Origin of the sequence: Streptomyces sp. NPDC005962 (assembly GCF_040629205.1) — a bacterium.
In the GTDB taxonomy this organism is placed as follows: domain Bacteria; phylum Actinomycetota; class Actinomycetes; order Streptomycetales; family Streptomycetaceae; genus Streptomyces.
The window spans coordinates 22191-44182 of record NZ_JBEXVE010000051.1 but is presented as its reverse complement, the minus strand read 5'-3'; the positions used below and the strand labels follow the sequence as shown (position 1 = coordinate 44182).

The 21992-nt window shown below is 72.3% G+C and carries 8 protein-coding genes; all 8 read left to right on the top strand.

Annotated features, from left to right (window positions below; genetic code table 11):
• Window positions 1-2397, top strand: a 2397-nt coding sequence (locus ABZ370_RS43195) for an SDR family NAD(P)-dependent oxidoreductase (protein ID WP_358633823.1), incomplete at its 5' end; no start/stop codon positions are given.
• A 47-nt stretch (window positions 2398-2444) separates the two neighbouring features.
• Window positions 2445-9044, top strand: a complete 6600-nt coding sequence (locus ABZ370_RS43190) for a type I polyketide synthase (RefSeq protein ID WP_358633820.1) — start codon at window positions 2445-2447, stop codon at window positions 9042-9044.
• 65 nt (window positions 9045-9109) lie between these two features.
• Window positions 9110-14968 (top strand): SDR family NAD(P)-dependent oxidoreductase, encoded by a 5859-nt coding sequence (locus ABZ370_RS43185; protein ID WP_358633817.1) that lies wholly within the window; start codon window positions 9110-9112, stop codon window positions 14966-14968.
• A complete protein-coding gene (locus ABZ370_RS43180) occupies window positions 14961-15443 on the top strand; it encodes a nuclear transport factor 2 family protein (RefSeq protein ID WP_358633814.1) in 483 nt (160 codons plus the stop codon). Before ABZ370_RS43185 ends, ABZ370_RS43180 begins: the two co-directional genes overlap by 8 nt.
• The gene (locus ABZ370_RS43175; RefSeq protein WP_358633811.1) at window positions 15433-15900 is read left to right on the top strand and encodes a nuclear transport factor 2 family protein; all 468 of its coding nucleotides are present in this window, start codon (window positions 15433-15435) and stop codon (window positions 15898-15900) included. Before ABZ370_RS43180 ends, ABZ370_RS43175 begins: the two co-directional genes overlap by 11 nt.
• Before the next feature lie 26 nt (window positions 15901-15926).
• Window positions 15927-17357, top strand: a complete 1431-nt coding sequence (locus ABZ370_RS43170) for an FAD-dependent oxidoreductase (RefSeq protein ID WP_358633808.1) — start codon at window positions 15927-15929, stop codon at window positions 17355-17357.
• Window positions 17354-21418 (top strand): type I polyketide synthase, encoded by a 4065-nt coding sequence (locus ABZ370_RS43165; RefSeq protein WP_358633805.1) that lies wholly within the window; start codon window positions 17354-17356, stop codon window positions 21416-21418. The genes ABZ370_RS43170 and ABZ370_RS43165 overlap by 4 nt, the downstream gene beginning before the upstream one ends.
• Complete coding sequence (locus ABZ370_RS43160; protein WP_358633802.1) at window positions 21415-21825, top strand: acyl carrier protein; 411 nt, start codon at window positions 21415-21417, stop codon at window positions 21823-21825. The genes ABZ370_RS43165 and ABZ370_RS43160 overlap by 4 nt, the downstream gene beginning before the upstream one ends.
• The last annotated feature ends 167 nt before the right edge of the window (window positions 21826-21992 follow it).

Here is a 21992-nt window from a genome sequence, read left to right as displayed (position 1 = left end):
CACACCACCACAGACACCAACCGACCCAACCCCCTCGTAGCAGCCACCCTCACCCACAAACAACCCGACATCCACGCCCTCGGCCACACCCTCGCGCGGCTCCACACCGCAGGGGCCGACGTCGACTGGGCACCCTGGTTCCCCGCCACCCCGGCCCCCCGGCTCGTCGAATTGCCGACGTACGCCTTCCAGCACCAACGGTTCTGGCTCGCCCCGCCCACTCGCCGTCCCGACGGCCGCGACGCGCAGCGTGACCCGGTCGAGGCGCAGCTGTGGGGTGCCATCGAAGCGCAGGACGTAGACGCCCTCACCAGCACACTGCACCTGGAGAAGAACAGCCCCGACATCGACGCCCTGCTCCCCGCCCTCCCCCTTCTCTCGGCCTGGCGGCGACGGCATCGGGAGCACTCCACCATCGACTCGTGGCGCTACCGGATCGCCTGGGACCAGCTGCCCGACGCGATCTCCACTCCTACTCTCACCGGGACCTGGCTGCTGCTCGTGCCATCCGGTCTAGAGGATCACTCGGTCGTCCAAGCCGCCGCCCAGGCACTCGATGACCACGGCGCGGCGCGCGAGACGCTCACCATCGACACCGTTGCTACTGATCGCAAGGCCCTCGCCCAGCAGCTCGCAGGCGCCACAGACGCACATACCGCACCCGTCGGTGTGCTGAGTCTCCTCGGCCTCGACGAGACCGCGCACCCGGATCAACCGGCCGTTCCCACCGGGCTGGCCGCCACCACCGCCCTCGTCCAGGCCCTCGATGAACTCGGGTGGCGCGCAGCCCTGTGGTGCCTCACCCAGGGCGCCGTGACGGCCACCGCCTCCGATGGGCTCCCTCATCCGCACCAGGCACAGATCTGGGGCTTCGGCCGGGTTGCCGCACTCGAATACCCCCAGCTCTGGGGTGGTTTGATCGATCTGCCCGACACCATCGACGGCCGTACTCCCGGCCGTATCGCCGGGATGCTCACGCCGGGGCAGCCCGAGGACCAGGTGGCGATCCGTTCGGCCGTGCTCGGGCGCCGTCTGGAGCACGCGCCCGCCACCGATGCCCTCGCGGTCCCCTGGCAGCCGACCGGTACGACGCTCATCACCGGTGGCACCGGTGGACTCGGCGCCCACCTCGCACGCTGGCTCGCCCACAACGGCGCACCCCACCTCCACCTCACCAGCCGCACCGGCCCCGACGCACCCAGGACTGCCCAGCTCAGCGAAGAACTCACCGCTCTGGGCACCACCGTCACCATCACCGCCTGCGACGTCTCCGACCGCACCGCCCTCCACCACCTCATCCAATCCACCCCCGCCGAACACCCCCTCACCACCGTCATCCACGCCGCGGGCATCGCGGAGAACACCTCGCTCGCGGAGATCGATCTCCCCCACATCAACGAAGTCCTCGGGGCCAAGGCACTCGCCGCCACCCATCTCCATGAGCTGACCAAGGACCACGATCTCAGCGCGTTCGTCCTCTTCTCCTCCGGTGCGGCCTCCTGGGGCGGCAGTCGGCAGGCCACCTACGCCGCCGCCAACACCTACCTCGACGCCCTCGCCGAACACCGCCGATCCCAAGGCCTCCCCGCCACCAGCATCGCCTGGGCTCCCTGGAGCGACGCGGGCATGGCCGCCGACGAGGCCGTCGTCGACTACTACAACCGGCGCGGGATGAATCCGCTCGACCCGGGTCTCGCCGTCGCCTCGCTTCAGCACTCCCTCGACCACGACGACATCACCGTCACCGTCGCGGATATCGACTGGCAGAAGTTCCCCGCCAGCTTTACGGCGCAGCGGCCGAGTCCCCTCCTCCGGCGCCTCATGCCCGCCCCGTCGTCCGGCGCCGATACCACCCTGGATTCGACGGCCGATAAGACCTCGCTCCAACAACAGCTGCACAGCGGCACGCCCGCCCAGCAGCATCAACTCCTCCTTCACCACCTCCAGACGCACGCCGCCGCGATCCTCGGCCACTCCAGCACGGACGCCATTCCCCCCGCCCAGCTATTCCAGGAGCTGGGGTTCGATTCCCTCACCGCCGTCGAATTCGGGAACCGGCTCACCGCCATCACCGGTATCGATCTGCCACCCACTCTCATCTTCGATCACCCCACGCCCAACCAGCTGGCGGACTTCCTGCGCGAGTGCCTCGTCGACACGGAGGTGACCTCCGAGGGGCGGCTGCTGTCCGACCTCGACAAGTGGGATTCGGTGTCGGAGCCGTCGGCGGTGGACGAGGCGGCGCGTCGCCGGATCACCGGCCGACTGCAGCTGCTGCTGGCCAAGTGGAGCGACACGGAATGCGAAGCGGACCGTTCCACGGCTCACAGCGAGCTTGAGACAGCAACAGCGGAAGACATTTTCGACCTCATTTCCGATGAGTTCGGAAAGTCGTAAGCCCGATGAACTCCACCCTCCGCGCCGCGCCAAGGAGCTTGCGCCAGATGTCCAACGAAGAGAAGCTTCTCGATCACCTCAAGTGGGTCACGGCCGAATTGCGCCAGACCCGCCAGCGTCTGCGCGAGATCGATTCCACCGAGCCGGAGCCGATCGCCATCGTGGGAATGGCGTGCCGATTCCCGGGCGGGGTGCGGTCACCCGAGGACCTTTGGCAGCTGGTGGCGCAGGGCGACGACGCCATCTCCGCGTTCCCGGCGGACCGGGGCTGGGGGCTCGGCGAACTCTTCGACCCTGATCCCGAGCACTACGGCACGTCCTATGTGGACCAGGGCGGATTCTGTTACGACGCGACCGCGTTCGACGCGGCTTTCTTCGACATCAGCCCGCGTGAGGCGCTGGCCATGGACCCCCAGCAGCGGCTGCTCCTCGAAACGGCGTGGGAGGCGTTCGAACGGGCGGGATTACGTCGCGACACCTTGAACGGCAGCAACACCGGTGTGTTCGCCGGGGTCGGTTCCCATGACTATCTGTCGGTCATCGGGAACATCACCAGCGAGGTGGAGGGGTACGTCGGGGCGGGCAACCTCGGCAGTGTGGTGTCGGGCCGGGTGGCGTACGCGCTGGGCCTGGAAGGGCCCGCGGTCACGGTGGACACGGCGTGTTCGTCGTCGCTGGTGGCCATGCATCTGGCCTGTCAGGCGCTGCGCCAGGGCGAATGCGATCTGGCGTTGGCCGGTGGCGTGGCGGTGATGGCCACTCCGGGGGCGTTCATCGAGTTCTCCCGGCAGCGCGGCATGGCCCCGGACGGCCGGTGCAAGCCCTTCGCCTCCGCCGCCGACGGCACCGGCTGGGGGGAGGGCGCCGGGCTCGTCGTACTGGAGCGCCTCGGAGAGGCACGGCGCCGCAACCACCGGGTACTGGCGGTGATCCGTGGTTCGGCGGTCAACCAGGACGGGGCGAGCAATGGTTTGACCGCGCCGAACGGGCCGTCGCAGCAGCGCGTGATCCGGCAGGCGCTCGCCAACGCCCACCTGGCCACCGCCGAAGTGGACGCGGTCGAGGGCCATGGCACCGGTACGACGCTGGGCGACCCGATCGAGGCGCAGGCGCTGCTGGCCACGTACGGGCAGGGCAGGGCGGAGGACCGGCCGCTGTGGCTGGGCTCAGTCAAGTCGAACCTCGGGCACACCCAGGCCGCCGCGGGTGCGGCCAGTGTCATCAAAATGGTGCTGGCGATGCGGCACGAGCTGCTGCCCGCCTCGCTACACATCGACGAACCGACCCCCCACGCGGACTGGACCTCGGGTGGCGTACGGCTGCTGACCGAGCCGGTCGGGTGGCCACGGGGAGAACGGCCGCGCAGGGCCGGGGTGTCCGCGTTCGGCATCTCGGGGACGAACGCCCATCTCATCCTTGAGCAGGCCCCCGAGGAGAAGGAGCACACGGCAGCACAACCGGCCCCCGGCGGTGTCGGCGTGGTGCCGTGGGTGGTGCCGTGGGTGGTGTCGGCACGCAGCGACCAGGCGTTACGGGGGCAGGCGCGGGCGCTCGCGGAGCGGGTGGCCGCCGATGCGGACGTATCGGCGGCCGAGGTGGGCTGGTCGCTGATCCACACCCGCTCGGTGTTCGACCACCGCGCGGTGGTCGTGGGCGAGAACCGCGACGAGCTGATGGCGGGGCTCACGGCCCTGGCGGCCGGTGACACCCACCCCTCGGTGGTCGAGCCGGGCAGCGCGGCAACCACGGGCGGCACGGGCCCGGTACTGGTCTTCCCGGGGCAAGGTTCACAGTGGGCCGGAATGGGCGCCGCACTACTCGACGACTCCCCCGTGTTCGCCGCCCGCGTGGCCGAATGCGAACAAGCCCTGACCCCGTACGTCGACTGGTCCCTCACCGACGTCCTGCGCGGCGGTCCCCACGCCGCCGACCTCGGCCGCGTCGATGTCGTACAACCAGTCCTGTGGGCCGTCATGGTCTCCCTCGCCGCCGTCTGGGACGACCACGGCGTGGTCCCGGCCGCAGTCGTCGGCCACAGTCAGGGAGAGATCGCGGCAGCCGTGGTGGCCGGTGCGTTGTCGCTGGACGAAGGCGCCAGGATCGTTGCACTGCGCAGCCGCGCCCTGCGCAAACTCGCGGGCGGCGGCGCCATGGCCTCCCTCGCGATGGGCCAGGACCAGGCCGAAGACTTCCTGACCAGCCTGGGCACCCGGGCCGAGGGCGTCGGCGTGGCCGCCGTCAACGGACCCGCGTCCGTCGTCGTGTCCGGGCCACCCGAGCACGTGGCGCACGCGGTGACAGCATGCCAGGAGGCAGGCGGCCGGGCCCGGCTGATCGACGTGGACTACGCCTCACACGGCCCCCAGATCGACGAAGTCACAGACGAACTGACCGACGTCCTGGCCGGAATCGAACCGGCCCAGTCCGAGGCGGCGTTCTACTCCACCGTCACCGGCGGCCGCATCGACACCAGCGGTCTGGACACCGCGTACTGGGTGAGGAATCTGCGCGAGCGGGTGCGATTCGCCGACGCCGTACAGGCCCTCCTCGACGACGGCCACCGCGTGTTCATCGAGGCCAGCACCCACCCCGTACTCACCGTCGGCATGCAGGAAACCTTCGAGGAAGCGGGCGTCGGGGCCGTCACGGTGCCCACGCTGCGCCGCGACTACGGCGGCCGCGCCCAACTGGTCCGCGCCATGGCCCATGCCTTCACGGCGGGAGTCGAGGTGGACTGGTCCCGCTGGTTCCCGACCGACCCGGCGCCCCGCGTCGTCGACCTGCCGACGTACGCCTTCCAGCGCGAACGCTACTGGCTGGACCGCCGGGGCGGGCCCAGTGGCGATCCCTCAGAACTGGGGCTGATGTCCACCGGGCATCCGCTGCTCGGCGCCGCCGTGGAAGTGGCCGAGGGCGGTGCCCACCTGCTGACCGGGCGGCTGTCCCCGCAGACCCACCCCTGGCTGAACGACCACCGGGTGCTGGACACCGTGCTGCTGCCCGGGACCGCCTTCGCCGAACTCGCCCTGCACGCCGCCTCCCGGACCGGCTGTGACCAGGTGTCCGAGCTGGCCCTGGCCGCGCCGCTGGTCGTACCGGACGGCGAGGCGGTCGATGTCCAGGTCGTCGTCGGCGCCCCCGGCGACAGCGGTGAACGCTCCCTCACCATCCATTCCCGTCCCGCCGCCGAGAGCGATGAGACGGCGGCGTGGACGCGGCACGCCACCGGTACTCTCGCACCCGCACCCGCACCCCCGCCCGTCGCGCTCGACGGTGTGTGGCCACCGCCAGGGGCCACGCCACTGCCCGTTCAGGACTTCTACGCCCGGCTCGCCGACCACGGCTATGCCTACGGCCCGTCGTTCCAGGGGCTCACCGCCGCGTGGGGGCTGGACGAGCGTCTGTACGCGGAAGTGGCGCTGCCCGAGGGCGAACGCGCCTCCGCCACCGGGTACGGCATCCACCCGGCACTGCTCGACGCCGCCCTGCACGCCCGCGCCCTGGGCGTCGACCCCGATTCGGAGGAGGCGCGGCGGGTCCTCCTCCCCTTCGCCTGGAGCGGTCTGCGGCTGTGCGCCACCGGCGCCGACGCCCTGCGGGTGCGCATCACCCCGACCGGGGCGGACCGGCTCGCGCTGCGGGTCTGCGATCTGGTCGGCACACCGGTGGTGACCGTGGACGACCTGATTCTGCGGCCCGTACCGGAGGACGGACAGCTCGGCCGGGCCCGTGCCGCGAGCCGCAACGCGCTGTTCCAGCTCGGCTGGGCGCCGTTGCCGCTATCCGAAGGCGGGCCGGTGCTTCGTACGGCCGTCCTCGGGACCGGCTCGGAACCGCTGGCCGACGCCCTGCCCGACGCCGTTCGTCATCCCGGGCTCGACGCCGTACGGGCGGCCACGGCGGATGGCGCACCGGCGCCCGACGTCGTGTTCGCCACCGTCGCCACTCCCCCGGACGCCGACCCGGTCGAGCACACGCATCGCATCAGCACGGAAGTGCTCTCGCTGCTCCAAATCTTCCTCGCCACACCCGAGTTCCCCGGCTCCCGGCTGGCCGTCGTCACCCGGCGCGCGGTGGCCACGCAGAGCCATGACGACATCCGCGACCTGCCCGCCTCCGCCGCCTGGGGTCTGGTGCGCAGCGCCCAGTCGGAGAACCCGGGCCGTCTGGTGCTGCTCGACGTGGACGAGCATGAGCTTTCGGCGCGGGCTGTGGCGGGCGCGGTCGCGTCGGGCGAGCCGCAGGTCGCGCTGCGCGGTGGCCAGGCATATGTGGCCCGGCTGGTCCATGACGACGCCACCAAGCGGCTCACCCCGCCCGATGGCCCGGCGGCGTGGCGGCTGGGGCTCAGCGGGCGCGGCAGCCTGGACCATCTCGCCCTGGTCGACTGCCCGGACAACACGCGCCCGCTGGGGCCCGGCGAGGTGCGGGTGGCGCTGCACGCGGGCGGGGTGAATTTCCATGACGTCGTGGTGGCGCTGGGCATGGTGGAGGACCCTCGGCCGCTCGGTGGCGACGGCGCGGGGGTGGTGGTCGAAGTGGGCCCGGACACCGGCCGGTTCGCGGTGGGCGACCGGGTCATGGGCCTGTTCAACGGAACCGGGCCGCTGGTCGTCACCGACCACCGGCTGATCACCCGGATGCCGGACGGCTGGTCGTACGCGCAGGCGGCGACCATTCCGTCGGCCTTTCTCACCGCGTACTACGGGCTGGCCGATCTCGCGGGGCTGCGCTCGGGGGAGAAGCTGCTGCTGCACGCGGCCACGGGCGGCGTCGGTCTGGCCGCCGTGCAGCTGGCCCGGCACTGGGGGGCCGAGGTGTTCGCCACCGCGAGCCCCGGCAAGTGGCACGCACTGCGGGCCCGTGGCTTCGACGACCGCCACATCGCCTCCTCCCGCGCACTCGACTTCGAGGACCGTGTCCGGGAGGCCAGCGGGTCGGCCGGGTCTGCCGGAGCCGTGGATGTGGTGCTCAATTCGCTGGCAGGTGACTTCGTGGACGCGTCGCTGCGGCTGCTGGCGCCCGGCGGTCGCTTCATCGACATGGGCAGGACCGACATCCGCGACCCCGCCCAGGTCGCCGCCCAGTACGACGGAGTCGTCTACCGTGCGTTCGACCTCGTCAGCGGTGCCGGTCCGGACCGTATCCAGCGGATGCTGGCCGAGCTGTCGGTGCTGTTCGAGGACGGGACACTGCGCCCCCTGCCGACCACGGTGTGGGACATCCGCCGGGCTCCCGAGGCGTTCCGCCACTTCAGCCAGGCCCGCCACATCGGCAAGATCGTCCTGACGATTCCCCAGGCACTCGACCCGGAGGGCACCGTCCTGATCACCGGCGGCACCGGCACCCTGGGGGCCGCCACCGCCCGCCATCTGGTGGCCCGCCACGGCGTACGGAGGCTGCTGCTGGTCAGTCGCCGGGGGCTGGACGCACCGGGCGCCCCCGAGCTGGCGGCCGAGCTGGCCGCACTGGGCGCACACGTCACCGTCGCCGCATGTGATACCGCGGACCGGGCGGCCCTCGCCACGCTGCTGGCGTCTCTTCCCGAGCGTCATCGGCTCACCGCCGTGGTCCACGCGGCCGGGCTGCTGCGCGATGCCACGGTCGAGGCGCTGACGCCCGCTCAGGTGGACGATGTCCTGCGGGCGAAGGCGGACGCGGCGTGGAATCTGCATGAGCTGACCCGGGACCTGGGACTTTCGGCGTTCGTGCTGTTCTCCGCGGCCGCCGGGCTGCTCGGCGCCGTGGGGCAGGGCAACTACGCGGCCGCCAACGCCTTCCTGGACGCCCTCGCCCAGCGCCGCCACGCCCAGGGCCTGCCCGCGACCTCCCTGGCCTGGGGCTATTGGGAGCAGGCGACCGGGATGACCGGGGACATGACCGACGCCGACCGGGCCCGGCTGGCGCGGGCGGGCATCGTGGGGCTGGAGACCGAGCAGGGGCTCGCGCTGCTCGACACCGCCCTCGCCAGTGGTCTGCCCACGCTGGCGCCCATCCGCCTGGATTTGGCCGTCATGCGCCGTCAGGCCCGGGACACCGAACCACCGGCCCTCTTCCGTACCCTCGTGCGCGGTGGCGCTCCGCAGGCGGCCGCCACGGCGGCCGGGGTGTCCGCCACGGACCCGGCGCAGTCGCTCGCGGCGCTCTCCGCGGAGGACCGGCAGCAGGCGCTCCTCAAACTGGTGCGCGGCCATACCGCGACCGTGCTGGGCCACGACGCGGCGGAGTCCATCCACCCCGCGCAGAACTTCCGGGAACTCGGCTTCGACTCCCTGACCGCCGTCGAGCTGCGGAACCGGCTCAGCGCCGCCACCGGGCTGCGGCTGCCCGCCACTCTGGTCTTCGACCACCCCACACCCACCGCGGTCGTCCGGCTCCTGGACGAGCTGCTGGCCCCGGCCGGGGCGGCTCGTACCGGTTCCCTGCTCGCCGATCTGGACGCCATCGGCGCGGCCCTGGACGCGGTGGCCGACGACCGGGAGCAGCGGACGCGGATCGCGGAGCGGCTGCGGGAGTTGCTGCGCAGGGTGGACGGCGACACCGGGGAGGAGCCCGCCGGGGACGATCTGGAGTCGGCCACCGACGAGGAGCTGTTCCAGGTGCTCGACAGCGAACTGAACGTCCCCGCCGACGACAGTCTCCGCTGAGCTCCGCCGACCTTCCCCCGCCTTCCGATGAATCCAGACGGCCGTGACGATCGGGTTGATGTGACATGACGGACGACGAGAAGCTCCGCAGCTATCTGAAGCGGGCGACGGCCGATCTGCGCCTGGCCAAACGGCAGTTGCGCGAGGCCGATGAGCGGGCCCGGGAGCCCATCGCCATCATCGGGATGGCCTGCCACTTCCCCGGTGACGTGGCGTCTGCGGAGGATCTGTGGCGGGTGGTGAGCGAGGGGACGGACGTCATCTCCTCCTTTCCCGAGGACCGCGGCTGGGACCTGGACGGCCTCTACGACCCCGATCCCGAGCGCGCCGGGACGAGCAACGCCCGCGAGGGCGGCTTCCTCCGCGAGGTGGCCGATTTCGACGCCGACTTCTTCGGCATCAGCCCGCGCGAGGCCGCGGCGATGGACCCGCAGCAGCGGCTGCTGCTGGAGACGGCGTGGGAGGCGTTCGAGCGCGCCGGTCTCGGGCGCGACGCGCTGAGCGGGAGCGACACCGGGGTGTTCGCGGGGGTGGACTCGTACCACTATCTGTCGCTCATCGGACAGACGACCGGCGACTCGGCGGGCTATGTCGCCACCGGGAACCTCGGCAGTGTGGTGTCGGGGCGGGTGTCGTACTCCTTCGGCCTGGAGGGGCCGGCGGTGACGGTGGACACCGCGTGTTCGTCGTCGCTGGTGGCGACGCATATGGCGGCGCAAGCGCTGCGGCAGGGCGAATGCACTCTCGCGCTGGCTGGCGGGGTGACGGTGATGGCGACGCCGGGTGGCTTCACCGAGTTCTCCCGTCAGCGCGCGCTGTCGCCGGACGGACGGTGCAAGGCGTTCGCGGCGGCGGCGGACGGCACCGGCTTCTCCGAGGGCGTCGGACTGGTGCTGTTGGAACGACTGTCGGACGCGCGGCGCAACGGCCACCGGGTGCTCGCGGTGATCCGTGGTTCGGCGGTCAACCAGGACGGGGCGAGCAATGGGCTGACCGCGCCGAACGGGCCGTCGCAGCAGCGGGTGATCCGGCAGGCGCTCGCCAACGCCCGGCTGGCGCCCCGCGAGGTGGACGTCGTGGAGGCACATGGCACCGGTACGACGCTCGGCGACCCGATCGAGGCCCAGGCGTTGCTGGCCACGTATGGGCAGGACCGGCCGGACGGGCGGCCGCTGTGGCTCGGCTCGGTGAAGTCGAACCTCGGGCACACCCAGGCCGCCGCCGGGGTGGCCAGTGTCATCAAGATGGTGATGGCGATGCGGCATGAGCTGCTGCCCGCCTCGCTGCACATCGACGAACCGACCCCGCATGTGGACTGGACCGCCGGTGAGGTGCGGCTGCTGACCGAACAGGTCAGGTGGGTGACAGACGACCGGCCACGCCGCGCGGGGGTGTCCTCCTTCGGGATCAGCGGCACCAACGCCCATCTGATCCTGGAGGAGGCCCCGGACGCGGCGGAGTCCGCACCGTCGGTTGCCGGGTCCGGGGCGGGAGGTGTCGTGCCGTGGGTGGTGTCGGCACGCAGCGACCAGGCGTTACGGGGCCAGGCGCGGGCGCTCGCGGAGTGGGTGGCAGCCGACGAGGGCGTATCGGCTGCCGAGGTGGGCTGGTCGCTGATCCACACCCGCTCGGTGTTCGACCACCGCGCGGTGGTCGTGGGCGAGGATCGCGACGAGCTGATGGCAGGGCTCACGGCCCTGGCCGCCGGTGACAGCCATCCCTCGGTAGTCGAGCCGGGCGGTGCTGCGGCCGTGGGGGGTCTCGGCGCTGGTGGCGCGGGCCCGGTGCTGGTATTCCCGGGGCAGGGTTCGCAGTGGGCCGGGATGGGCGCCGCCCTGCTGGACGACTCACCCGTGTTCGCCGCCCGCGTGGCCGAATGCGAACAAGCCCTCGCCCCCTACGTCGACTGGTCCCTCGCTGATGTGCTGCGCGGCGGACCCGACTCCGCCGACCTCGGCCGCGTCGATGTCGTACAGCCTGTCCTGTGGGCCGTCATGGTGTCCCTCGCTGCCGTCTGGGCCGACTGCGGCGTGGTCCCGGCGGCCGTGGTCGGCCACAGCCAGGGAGAGATCGCAGCGGCCGTGGTGGCCAGTGCGTTGTCGCTGGACGAAGGCGCCAGGATCGTGGCGCTGCGCAGCCAGGCCCTGCGCAAACTCGCGGGCGGCGGCGCCATGGCCTCCCTCGCGATGAGCCAGCACCAGGCCGAAGACTTCCTGACCGACCTGGGCACCCGGGCCGAGGGCGTCGGCGTGGCCGCCGTCAACGGACCCGCGTCCGTCGTCGTATCCGGACCCCCCGAGCACGTGGCGCACGCGGTGACAGCATGCCAGGAGGCAGGCGGCCGGGCCCGGCTCATCGACGTGGACTACGCCTCACACGGCCCCCAGATCGACGAGATCACCGACGAACTGACCGACGTCCTGGCCGGGGTCAAGCCGGTGCGGTCCGGGGTAGCGTTCTATTCGACGGTCACCGGTGGCCGGTTGGACACCGCCGAGCTCGACTCCGGCTACTGGGTGGCGAATCTGCGCGAGCGGGTGCGGTTCGCCGACGCCGTACGGGCCCTCCTGGACGACGGCCACCGCGTGTTCATCGAGGCCAGCACCCACCCCGTACTCACTATCGGCATGCAGGAAACGTTCGAGGAAGCGGGCGTCGGGGCCGTCACGGTGCCCACGCTGCGCCGTGACCACGGCGGAACGGCGCAGCTGGCGCGGTCGGTGGCCCAGGCCTTCACGGCGGGGGTCGAGGTGGACTGGTCCCGCTGGTTCCCCACCGACCCGGCGCCCCGCGTCGTCGACCTGCCGACGTACGCCTTCCAGCGCGAGCGCTACTGGATCGACGGCGAGTCCGGGCCCGGTGGCGATCCGGCCGGTCTCGGGCTGGTGTCGGCGGGCCATCCGCTGCTGGGCGCGGCGGTGGAGCTGGCCGACGGCACCGCGCGTCTGCTGACCGGTCGGCTGTCGGCGCGGACCCACCCATGGCTCGGTGAGCATGTGGTGGCGGGTGCGGTTCTGGCGCCGGGTGCGGTGCTGGTGGAGTGGGCCCTGCGGGCGGCCGACGAGGTGGGCTGCGGTGGCGTGGAGGAACTGGCCCTGCAGCGGCCGCTGGTGCTGCCAGCGTCCGGCGGGTTGCGGGTACAGCTGGTGGTGGGCTCCGTGGCGGACGACGGGCGGCGTGAGGTGGCCGTGTACACATGCCCCGAGGACACCGGGGATTTCGGCGCGGACGCGGAGTGGATGTGCCACGCGACGGGTGTGCTGGCCCCGCCCGCCGCCGCCCCCGGTCAGGCGGAGGGGCTGGGTGACGTATGGCCTCCGGCGGACGCGGAGCCGCTGGATATCGATGGGTTCTACGAGCAGGTGGAAGCGGCCGGTTACGGGTACGGACCGGCGTTCCAGGGCCTGACCGCCGCCTGGCGGCACGGCGCGGACGTCCTCGCCGAGGTGGCCCTGCCCGATGCCGCCGGGGACCGGAGCGGGTTCGGCATCCACCCGGCGCTGCTGGACGCGGCGCTGCATCCGTCGCTGCTCATGGACCGGCCGGAGGGACAGGAGGACGACGACCGGGTGCGGCTGCCGTTCGCGTGGAAGGGCGTGTCCCTCTGGGCCTCCGAGGCGACCAGTGTGCGGGTCCGGCTGGCCCGCGACGAGGAGCGGCAGGCGCTGCGGATGACGGTGGCCGACACGGTGGGTGCACCGGTGCTGACGGTGGACTCGCTGGTCACCCGCCCGGCCGGGGCCGACGGGCTACGGGAGGCCACGGCCGGGCGCGGCGTGGACGGGCTGTTCACGCTGGGCTGGACCCCGCTGCCGGTGGCTGCCACCGCGCCGTCGGCGCGGTCGGTGGTGGGTGACGGCGGCTGGGTGGTGCTGGGCGACGATCCACTGGGCCTGGCGGTCTCGGTGGCCGAGGTGGCCGAGGTGGCGGAGGTGGCGGAGGTGGCCGAGGCGACGGAGGACGGCACGGGCCGGGATGTCGTGCGCTACCCGGATCTGGAGGCTCTGATCGCGGCGATCGAATCGGGTGCGCCCGCTCCTTCGATCGTTCTGACGTCCTGTCACGCGTCCGGGGACGTCGTCGATGCCCGCGAGGGGTTGCGGGTGGCGGACGGGCTGCTGGGGCTGGTGCAGGGGTGGCTGGGGCGGGCCGCGCTGGCCGATGCCCGGCTGGTGGTGGTCACGCGCGGCGCGGTGGCCATGGCCGACTCCGGCGACAGCACGGTGGATGGGGTCGGGGCCGGGGCGTGGGGGCTGATCCGCAGCGCCCAGTCGGAGAACCCCGAACGGTTCGTCCTGCTCGACCTCGACCCCGGCACAGATGGCGGCATCGCCGCGCAGGCGGTCGTCCACGCGGTGGACCTGCATGAACCGCAGGTGGCGGTGCGTGCGGGACGCGTCCTGGTGCCCCGGCTGAGGCGCGCAGGTGCCGGTGGCGCCCTCCCGGCGGACACCGCGGAAGCGCCCGGTGGCGATGTCCTCGACCCGGACGGCACCGTACTGATCACCGGCGGGACGGGCACGCTGGGCGGCCTGGTCGCCGAACACCTGGTGCGCGCCTGGGGCGTCAAGCATCTGCTGCTCGCCAGCCGAAGTGGCCCGCGCGCTCCCGGCGCCCCCGAACTGGCCGAGCGGCTGGGTGCGTTGGGCACCCAGGTGCGGATCTGTGCCGTCGATGTCACCGATCCGACGGAGGTGGCGGATCTGGTCGCCGGGGTCGACCCAGCACATCCGCTGACCGGTGTCGTCCACGCCGCCGGTGTGCTGGACGACGCCGTCCTCACCTCCCAGACTCCGGAGCGGCTGGCCCGAGTGTGGGACCCGAAGGCCGCGGCCGCTGCGCATCTGCACACGGCGACGGCGGATCTGCCGCTGGCCCTGTTCGTGATGTTCTCCTCGACGGCGGCCGTCCTGGGGTCGTCGGGGCAGTCCAACTACGCCGCGTCGAACGCGTTCTGCGATGCCCTGGCCGCCCACCGCCGCGCCCTCGGCCTGCCGGGAGTGTCGGTGGCCTGGGGCCTGTGGGCCGACGCCAGTGGCATGACCGGACACCTGGACGAGGCGGACCGGGCCCGGATGGCCCGCTCGGGCATCGGCGCGATGTCCGGTGAACGGGCGTTGGGGCTGCTGGACACCGCCGTCCGGCACGGCACGCCACATCTCGTCGCCATCGATCTGGACGTACGGGCGCTGGCCGGGCAGCCCGCGCTCACCCTGCCCGCCCCGCTGCGGGCGCTCACCGGCGGCGGTCCGGCGCGGCGCACCGCCGCCACCGGCCGGGCGCACGCCGACTGGGCCGGGCACCTTGCGGCGCTTCCCCGGGACGAGCAGCACCGGGTGCTGCTCCATCTGGTGCTCACCCATGCCGCGGCCGCGCTCGGCCACTCGGACACCGGCCGCATCCCGGCCGAACGTGGCTTCCTGGACCTGGGCTTCGACTCGCTGACCGCGATCGAGCTGCGGAACCGACTGACCGCCGTCACCGGACTGCGGCTGGCCACCACCCTCATCTTCGACCAGCCCAACCCGGCCGCGCTCGCCGCGCATCTCCACACCGAGCTGGCTCCCGGGGACGTGGACCCGCTCACCCCGGTGCTGGGCGAGCTGGAGCGGATGGAGGGCACGCTGCTCACCGCCGCCCGGGACGAGGCCGCCTGGGACGCGCTCCGCAAGCGCCTGCGGAGCACGTTGTCGAAGCTGGACGCCCTGCACGACGACCCGGCGACCCCGGCGGCCCCAGCGGCCCCGGCGGAGAGCACCGCCGAGAGCACCGCGGAGACCGCCGCGGTGACCGGCCGCATCCAGGACGCCAGCGCCGACGAGATCTTCCAGTTCATCGACCGGGACCTGGGCCGCGCGGAAACGACGGAGACAACGGAATCGACGGAAAGCGACGGAGCGCATATGGGAGCACACGTTGATTGACGAACGAAGCAGGAAGAAGCTCATCCTCGAACACAGCCGTCGGCTGAACGCCGCGGACGTGGACGGCATCCTGGAGCTCTACGCGGACGAGGTCACCTTCGAGGACCCGGTCGGCTCGGGCCCGCTCAGCGGGCGGGCCGCGCTGCGGGCGCACTTCGAGGAACTGGCCGCGGCGGGCATCGCCGAGGTTCCCGGCGAGCCGGTCGCGGGGCAGGACGGCGTACGTGTCCTGGTGCCCGTCACCGCCACCATGGGCTATCTCCCCAAGGGGCCCGGGTTCGCCGAACGTGGCTGGCTGACGGCGCCCGACACGCCCGAGGACGCCCGCATCACCTGGGACTACGTGCTGATGGTGCGCACGGGGGCCGGTGGCCTCATCCAGGAGCTGCAGAAGTTCTGGGGGAGGTCCGACATCGGCATCCCGGGTGACGAGCCGCGATCGCGGAACGGTACAGGAGGCGTTCATGGCCGATGAGGCGACCCTCAAGAAGATGGCAGTGGAGTACGCCCGGCGCATGAATGCCGGTGACGTGGAGGACGTACTCGCGCTGTTCTCGGATGACATCGTCTTCGAGGACCCGGTCGGCGCTCCGCCGCTGATCGGAAAGGACGCGCTCCGCGAACACATCGCGTGGTCCATCGAATGCCGGGTGCACGAGACGCCGGGCCGCCCGGTCACCTCGATGGACGGCCGGCGGGCGGCGGTGCCGACCACGGTCACGGTCTACGTGCCGACGAAACTGACCTTCAGCATCATCGGTGTCATTGAGCTCGGTGATGACGGTCTGGTCCATCACGCCCAGGCGTTCTGGGGCATCACGGACACCAAAGTGGGTGACGGCCCCGAGCTCACCGGCGTCGCACACTTCATGGCCGTCACCCAGAACCTCGCTCGGATGGTCCGGGCCAAGGGCAGCCCCAGTCCGATGTAAGTGGTGAAAGGGACGAGAGCAGAACCATGACCGAACCGAAGCGCGGAATTGTCCTGGGCGGCGGCTGGGCGGGGATGTTGGCCGCCCATGTGCTCGCCCGCCATCTGGAGAGCGTCACCGTCGTGGAGCGCGATGTGCTGCCCGACGGACCCCATCATCGCAAGGGCTCGCCCCAGGCGCGCCATGTCCATGTGCTGTGGTCGAGTGGCGCCCGTATCGTCGACGAACTGCTGCCGGGCACGATCGACCGGCTGCTGGACGCGGGCGCCCGCCGCATCGGATTCCACGAGGACCTGGTGACGCTGACCTCGCACGGCTGGCAGCACCGCTTCCCGCCGCGGCAATACGCCATCATGTGCACCCGGCCGTTCCTGGACTGGATCGTCCGCGACCAGATCCTGGCGGCCGGGCGGATTTCCGTACAGTCGCGCGCCGAGATCCTCGACCTCGCCGGAGACGGCAAGCGGGTCGCCGGGGTGCGGGTGCGGGACATGGACACCGGGGCGCTCGAAACCCTCGAAGCGGATGTGGTGGTCGACGCCTCGGGGCGCGGCTCGCGGCTCCGGCACTGGCTGTCGTCGCTGCAACTGCCCCCGGTCGAGGAGGACATCGTCGACGCGGGCATCGCGTATGCCACCCGGGTGTTCCGGGCGCCGCCGGGCGCGACCTCCGGATTTCCGGCCGTCAACGTGGCCGCGGACCACCGGGTGCGCGAGCCCGGCCGGTTCGGCGTGGTGTATCCGCAGGAGGACGGCACCTGGATGGTGACCCTGTCCTGCACCCGTGGCGCCGGGCTGCCCACGCATGACGACGACTTCCTGCCGTACGCCCAGACCCTGCGCCATCCGCTCGTCGCCGATCTCATCGCCCTGGCCGAGCCGCTGACGTCGGTGGCGGTCTCCCGGGTCGGCGCCAACCGCCGGTTGTATCCGGAACGGCTGGACACCTGGCCGGAGGGGCTGCTCGTCCTCGGGGACGCGCTGGCCGCCTTCAACCCGATCTACGGCCATGGGATGAGCGCCGCCGCACGCAGCGCCGCCGCGCTCGACGCGGAGCTCGGGCGGTCCGGCTACGACCCGGCGCGCACCCGGCAGGTGCAGCAGGCCATCAGCGCCGTAGTGGACGACCCGTGGATCATGGCTGCGTCCAAGGATGTCGACTACGTCAACTGCCGTACGAATGTGACAGATCCGCGGCTGACCGGTGGGGCGGTGGCGCGGCAGCGCTTCTCCGACCTCATCTCCGACCGGGCGATCCGCGCCTCCGCGGTGTGTGACGTGGTGACGGATGTGATCAGCCTGACCGCCCCGCAGTCGGAGCTGGCGTCCAGCCGCTTCCTGTCGCTGATGCAGCGGGACCGGCCGCTGCCCGAACTCACCGCGCCACCGCTGCGCCCCGACGAACTCGCCCTGGTGGATCTTAATCCGCGCAGCACGGTGGCCGGGCGACTGTCATGACGAACGAGGAAAAGCTCGTCGACTACCTCAAGTGGACCACGGCCGAGCTGCACGAGGCCCGACGGCAGCTGCGGGAACTGCGGCGGGAGCAGGATCTCCGGTCGGAGGGGGATCTGCGGTCGGAGGAGCGGGACGACCCGATCGCGATCGTCGGCATGGCCTGCCGCTTTCCCGGTGGCGTCCGCTCACCGGAGCAGCTGTGGGATCTGGTGGCCGGTGAACGGGACGCCGTCTCCGGCGTGCCCACCGACCGCGGATGGGATCTGGAGCGGCTCCTCCATCCGGGTCCGGGCCACCGCGACACCTCGTTCGTCCGCGCGGGTGGCTTCATCTATGACGCGGGCGCGTTCGACGCGGAGTTCTTCGACATCGGCCCTCGTGAGGCCGCGGCCATCGAGCCGCAGCAGCGGATGCTGCTGGAGCTGGCCTGGGAGGCCACGGAGAGCGCGGGCATCGATCCGCAGTCCCTGCGCGGCAGTTCCACCGCCGTGTACACGGGGGTGATGTACCACGACTACGCCGCACGGCTGAGCGAGATCCCCGAAGACCTGCTGGGGCATGTGGGGAACGGCAGCGCCGGAAGCGTGGCGTCGGGCCGGATCGCGTTCACGCTGGGGTTGCGGAGCGCGGCCGTCACTCTGGACACGGCGTGTTCGTCGTCGCTGGTGGCAATCCATCTGGCCACGCGGTCCCTGAGGCAGCGGGAATGTGACCTGGCGCTGGCCGGTGGCGCCGCTCTCATGTACACCCCGAGCGTGTTCCAGGCGGCCTCCGGTCAGCATCAGCTCGCCCCCGACGCGCGGTGCAAGTCCTTCGCGGACGCGGCCGACGGCATGGTGTACGGGGAGGGCGCCGGTCTGGTGCTGCTGGAGCGGCTGTCCGACGCGCGGCGCCACGGCCATCAGGTGCTGGCGGTGCTCCGCGGTTCGGCGATCAACCAGGACGGTGCCAGTACGGGGATGGCCGCGCCGAACGGCCCGGCCCAGCAGCAGCTGATCCGGGACGCGCTGGCGAACGCCGGGCTGTCGGTGGCCGAGGTGGACGCGGTGGAGGCACATGGCACCGGCACCGCGTTCGGCGATTCCATCGAGGTGCAGGCGCTGCTGGCCACGTACGGTCAGGAGCGACCGGCCGACCGGCCCCTGTTGCTGGGGTCGGTGAAGTCGAACATCGGGCACACGCAGGCCGCCGCCGGGCTGGCCGGTGTCGTCAAGATGGTGATGGCCATGCGGCACGGGGTGCTGCCGCGCTCCCTGCACATCGAACGGCCGACCCGGCTGGTGAACTGGCGTACGGGCGCGGTGCGGCTGCTCACCGAGCGGACGGCGTGGCCGGTGCGCGACGAGGGCCCGCGGCGCGCCGGGGTGTCCTCGTTCAGCGCGAGCGGCACCAACGCCCATCTCATCCTGGAGCAGGCGCCCTCGCCGGTTTCCGATGATGTTCCGCGCGCCGGAGTGGTGCCCTGGGTGCTGTCCGCGCGTCATGCGGCGGCGTTACGGGGCCAGGCGCGGGCGCTGGCCGCCCAGGTGGTCGCGGACGCGGGTGTTTCACCCCGCGATGTGGCGTGGTCGCTGGTGACGACGCGGTCGGTTTTCGACCACCGGGCCGTCGTGGTCGGCGAGGGGCAGGACGAGTTGCGGGCCGGGCTGGAGGCGCTGGCGGCCGGTGAGCCGCATCCGTCCGTGGTCGGCCCGGGCGTGGTGCGTACCGTCGGGGCGGTGGCCTCGCCGCGAAGGACGGTGTTCCTGTTCGATGGCGAGGACGGCGGCCGGTATCCGGCGGCGGGCCGCGAACTGTACGACCGGTTCCCGGTGTTCGCCACCGCCTTCGACGAGGTGTGCGCGCTGCTGGGGATGGCGGGGGAACGTCCGCCGCCGGGCTCGGAGGCCGGGCTGTTCGCGCTGCACATCGCGCTGGTCCGGCTGCTGGACGCGGCCGGGGTACGGCCCGACGCGGTGGCCGGTACGTCCGTCGGTGAGATCGCCGCTGCGCACGTAGCCGGTGTCCTCGACCTGGCCGACGCCTGCCGCCTCGTCGCGGCCGGTCCCGGCGCGCTCCCCCGGGCCATCGGCGCGGCATCCCTCCGTCGCCCGGCGATCCCGGTCCTCGACGGCCGCAGCGGCCTGCCCGTCGACGAGCGGATCAGCACACCCGGCTACTGGTGCGGTCGCGACCCGGCCGCGTCGCGACCCGGGGTCCTGAACCCGGGTGAGGCCGGTGTGATCTGGGAGCTGGGGCCCGGGCGTGGTCTGCCGGACGGGGCGGCGCCTCTGGTGCTCTCGCCCTTCGGTGGCGACGGCGAACGGTCCGAGGTGCGCGAGCTGATGTACGCGCTGGCGCGGCTGCACACCACGGGCACCACCGTCGGCTGGGCCGCCCTCTTCGGCGGTGGCACCCCACCGCGTACGGTCCCGCTGCCCACCTACGCCTTCCACCGGCAGCGGTTCTGGCTGGAGAACGAGTCCCGGGCCGATGCCGCGCCGGTGACCGAGACATGGGTGGACACCGAGTTCTGGGACGCGGTGGAGCACACGGACGTCGCGGCCCTCACCCGGACCCTCGGTGTCCCGGCGGAGCGGCAGGGCCCGCTGGCGGAGATCCTGCCCGCGCTGGCCACCTGGCGGCGGCAGCGGCAGTGGCGGCACCGGATCGCCTGGCAGGCCATGGCCGAGGTGGTGGCGCCACGGCTGTCCGGCACGTGGCTGGTCGTAGCGGCGGGCGGCCCGCCCGCCGACGCCGTTGTCGCCGCGCTGCGCGAACATGGCGCCGACGTCGTCGTACTCGGTCACGAGGGCCCGTCGGTCCGCGCCCTCGCGACACGGATATCCGACGCCGCCACCGGACGGTTCGTCGCGGGGGTGCTCTCGCTGTCGGCGTTGGACGAGACGCGGCCTCCGGCCGACGACGGCCGAAGCGCGGCGCTCGCTCCGGCCCTCCTGCTGGTCGAGGCGGTGGAGCGGGCCGGGATCGAGGCGCCGGTGTGGGTGGCCACCCGTGGCGCGGTCGGCGTCGATCGCGGGGACCCGGTGACCCGCCCGGAGCAGGCCCAGCTCTGGGGTCTGGGCCGCGCCCTCGCGGTGGAACACCCGCGGTGCTGGGGTGGTCTGGTCGATCTGCCGGACCGGTTCGACGGGCGGGCCGGACGGCGGCTGGCGGGTGTCCTGGCGGGCCTCCACGGCGAGGGCGAGGTGGCCGTACGCGCCGACTGCTGCTTCACACGCCGTCTGGTGCGGGACACACCCCGGCTGGACGTACTGGGGCAGGGCGGCGTACCTCGGCTGTACGCACCCGGGCCGGACGCACCCGGGCGAACCACGGCGGGGGGCTGGACGGCGCGCGGCACGGTGCTGATCACAGGGGCGGCCACCGCCCTGGGCGCGCACACCGCCCGGTGGGTGGCCGGGGCGGGCGCGGACCGGCTGCTCCTCCTCGACACCACGCCCCCGGACGACGACCTGCTCGCCGCACTGGCCACCTCGGGCGCACAGGTGTCCGTCGCCACCGTCGACCCGGCCGATCCGGACGCGCTCGCCGCGGCCGTGGCCGGTCTCCCGGCCGACGCGCCGCTGACCGCGGTGCTGCATCTCGCGGTGCCGCCGCCCCACGAGACCGGGCCGCTGGACGCGGCGCGGATCGAGCGCGGGTGGCCGACGGCGGTGGCGGCGGCGAGGAATCTGTACGCCCTCAGCCTGAAGAGCGACCTGTCGGCTTTCGTGCTCAGTTCCTCGGCCGTGGGTGTGCGGCCAGGCCCGGGGCTCGGCAACCAGGCTCCGGCCCACGCCTATCTCCAGGCGCTCGCGCAGGAGTGCCGCGCGCGGGGCGTCCCGGCGACCTCGGTGTGCTGGGGCGCCATCGACGCCAACGACGTCAACGACGGCGTGAACAGCGTCAACGGCGTCGACACGGCCACCGGCTCCGCCGAGCGGCGACGGAGCACGCGAACGTCCGCACTGTCCCCACGATCGGCGGCCGCCCTGTTGCGGCAGGCGGTCCTGGAGGACGCGCTGTCCGTAGTCATCGCGGACATCGACGAAGCACCCACCAGGCGGGAGAAACGATGAACGCATTCACCGCGGTCAATGGCAACGCCCACGGCGATTCCCACGACCCCCAACCGAACGGACCCGCGATGCACACGGAACAGAACGAGACCCATCTCGACGGCGCTGCCCTGCACCAGGCGCTGGCCATCGCCACGGCGGAAGAGCGCGAGGACATCCTGCGGGAAACCGTACGGGCGCAGCTCGCCGACGTCCTCTCCCCCACCCCCATCGACGACGACAGCAATTTCCTGGAAAACGGGCTCACGTCGCTGACCGCGCTCGAACTCACCCGCAATCTCATGACGCTGACCGACGTGGAAATCCCTCTCGTCGCCATTCTCGAATATCCCACCCCGGCCCGCCTCGGCCACTATCTCGCCGAGGCGTACGCGGCGCTCAGCAGCGGGGACGGCGCCACGGCATAGCGCGCAGCGCTACGCCGACGCCGGGCGGGAGGGGACCATCCCTTCCCGCCCGGCATCTCGGCGTAGGTAAGGCGTACGCAAAAGGAATCCTTAAGTGCCGCTAACGCGCGGATACTTACACCACCACAGTTCTCGAAGCGCCCACCGCGATCCGGCTAGAATTTGCG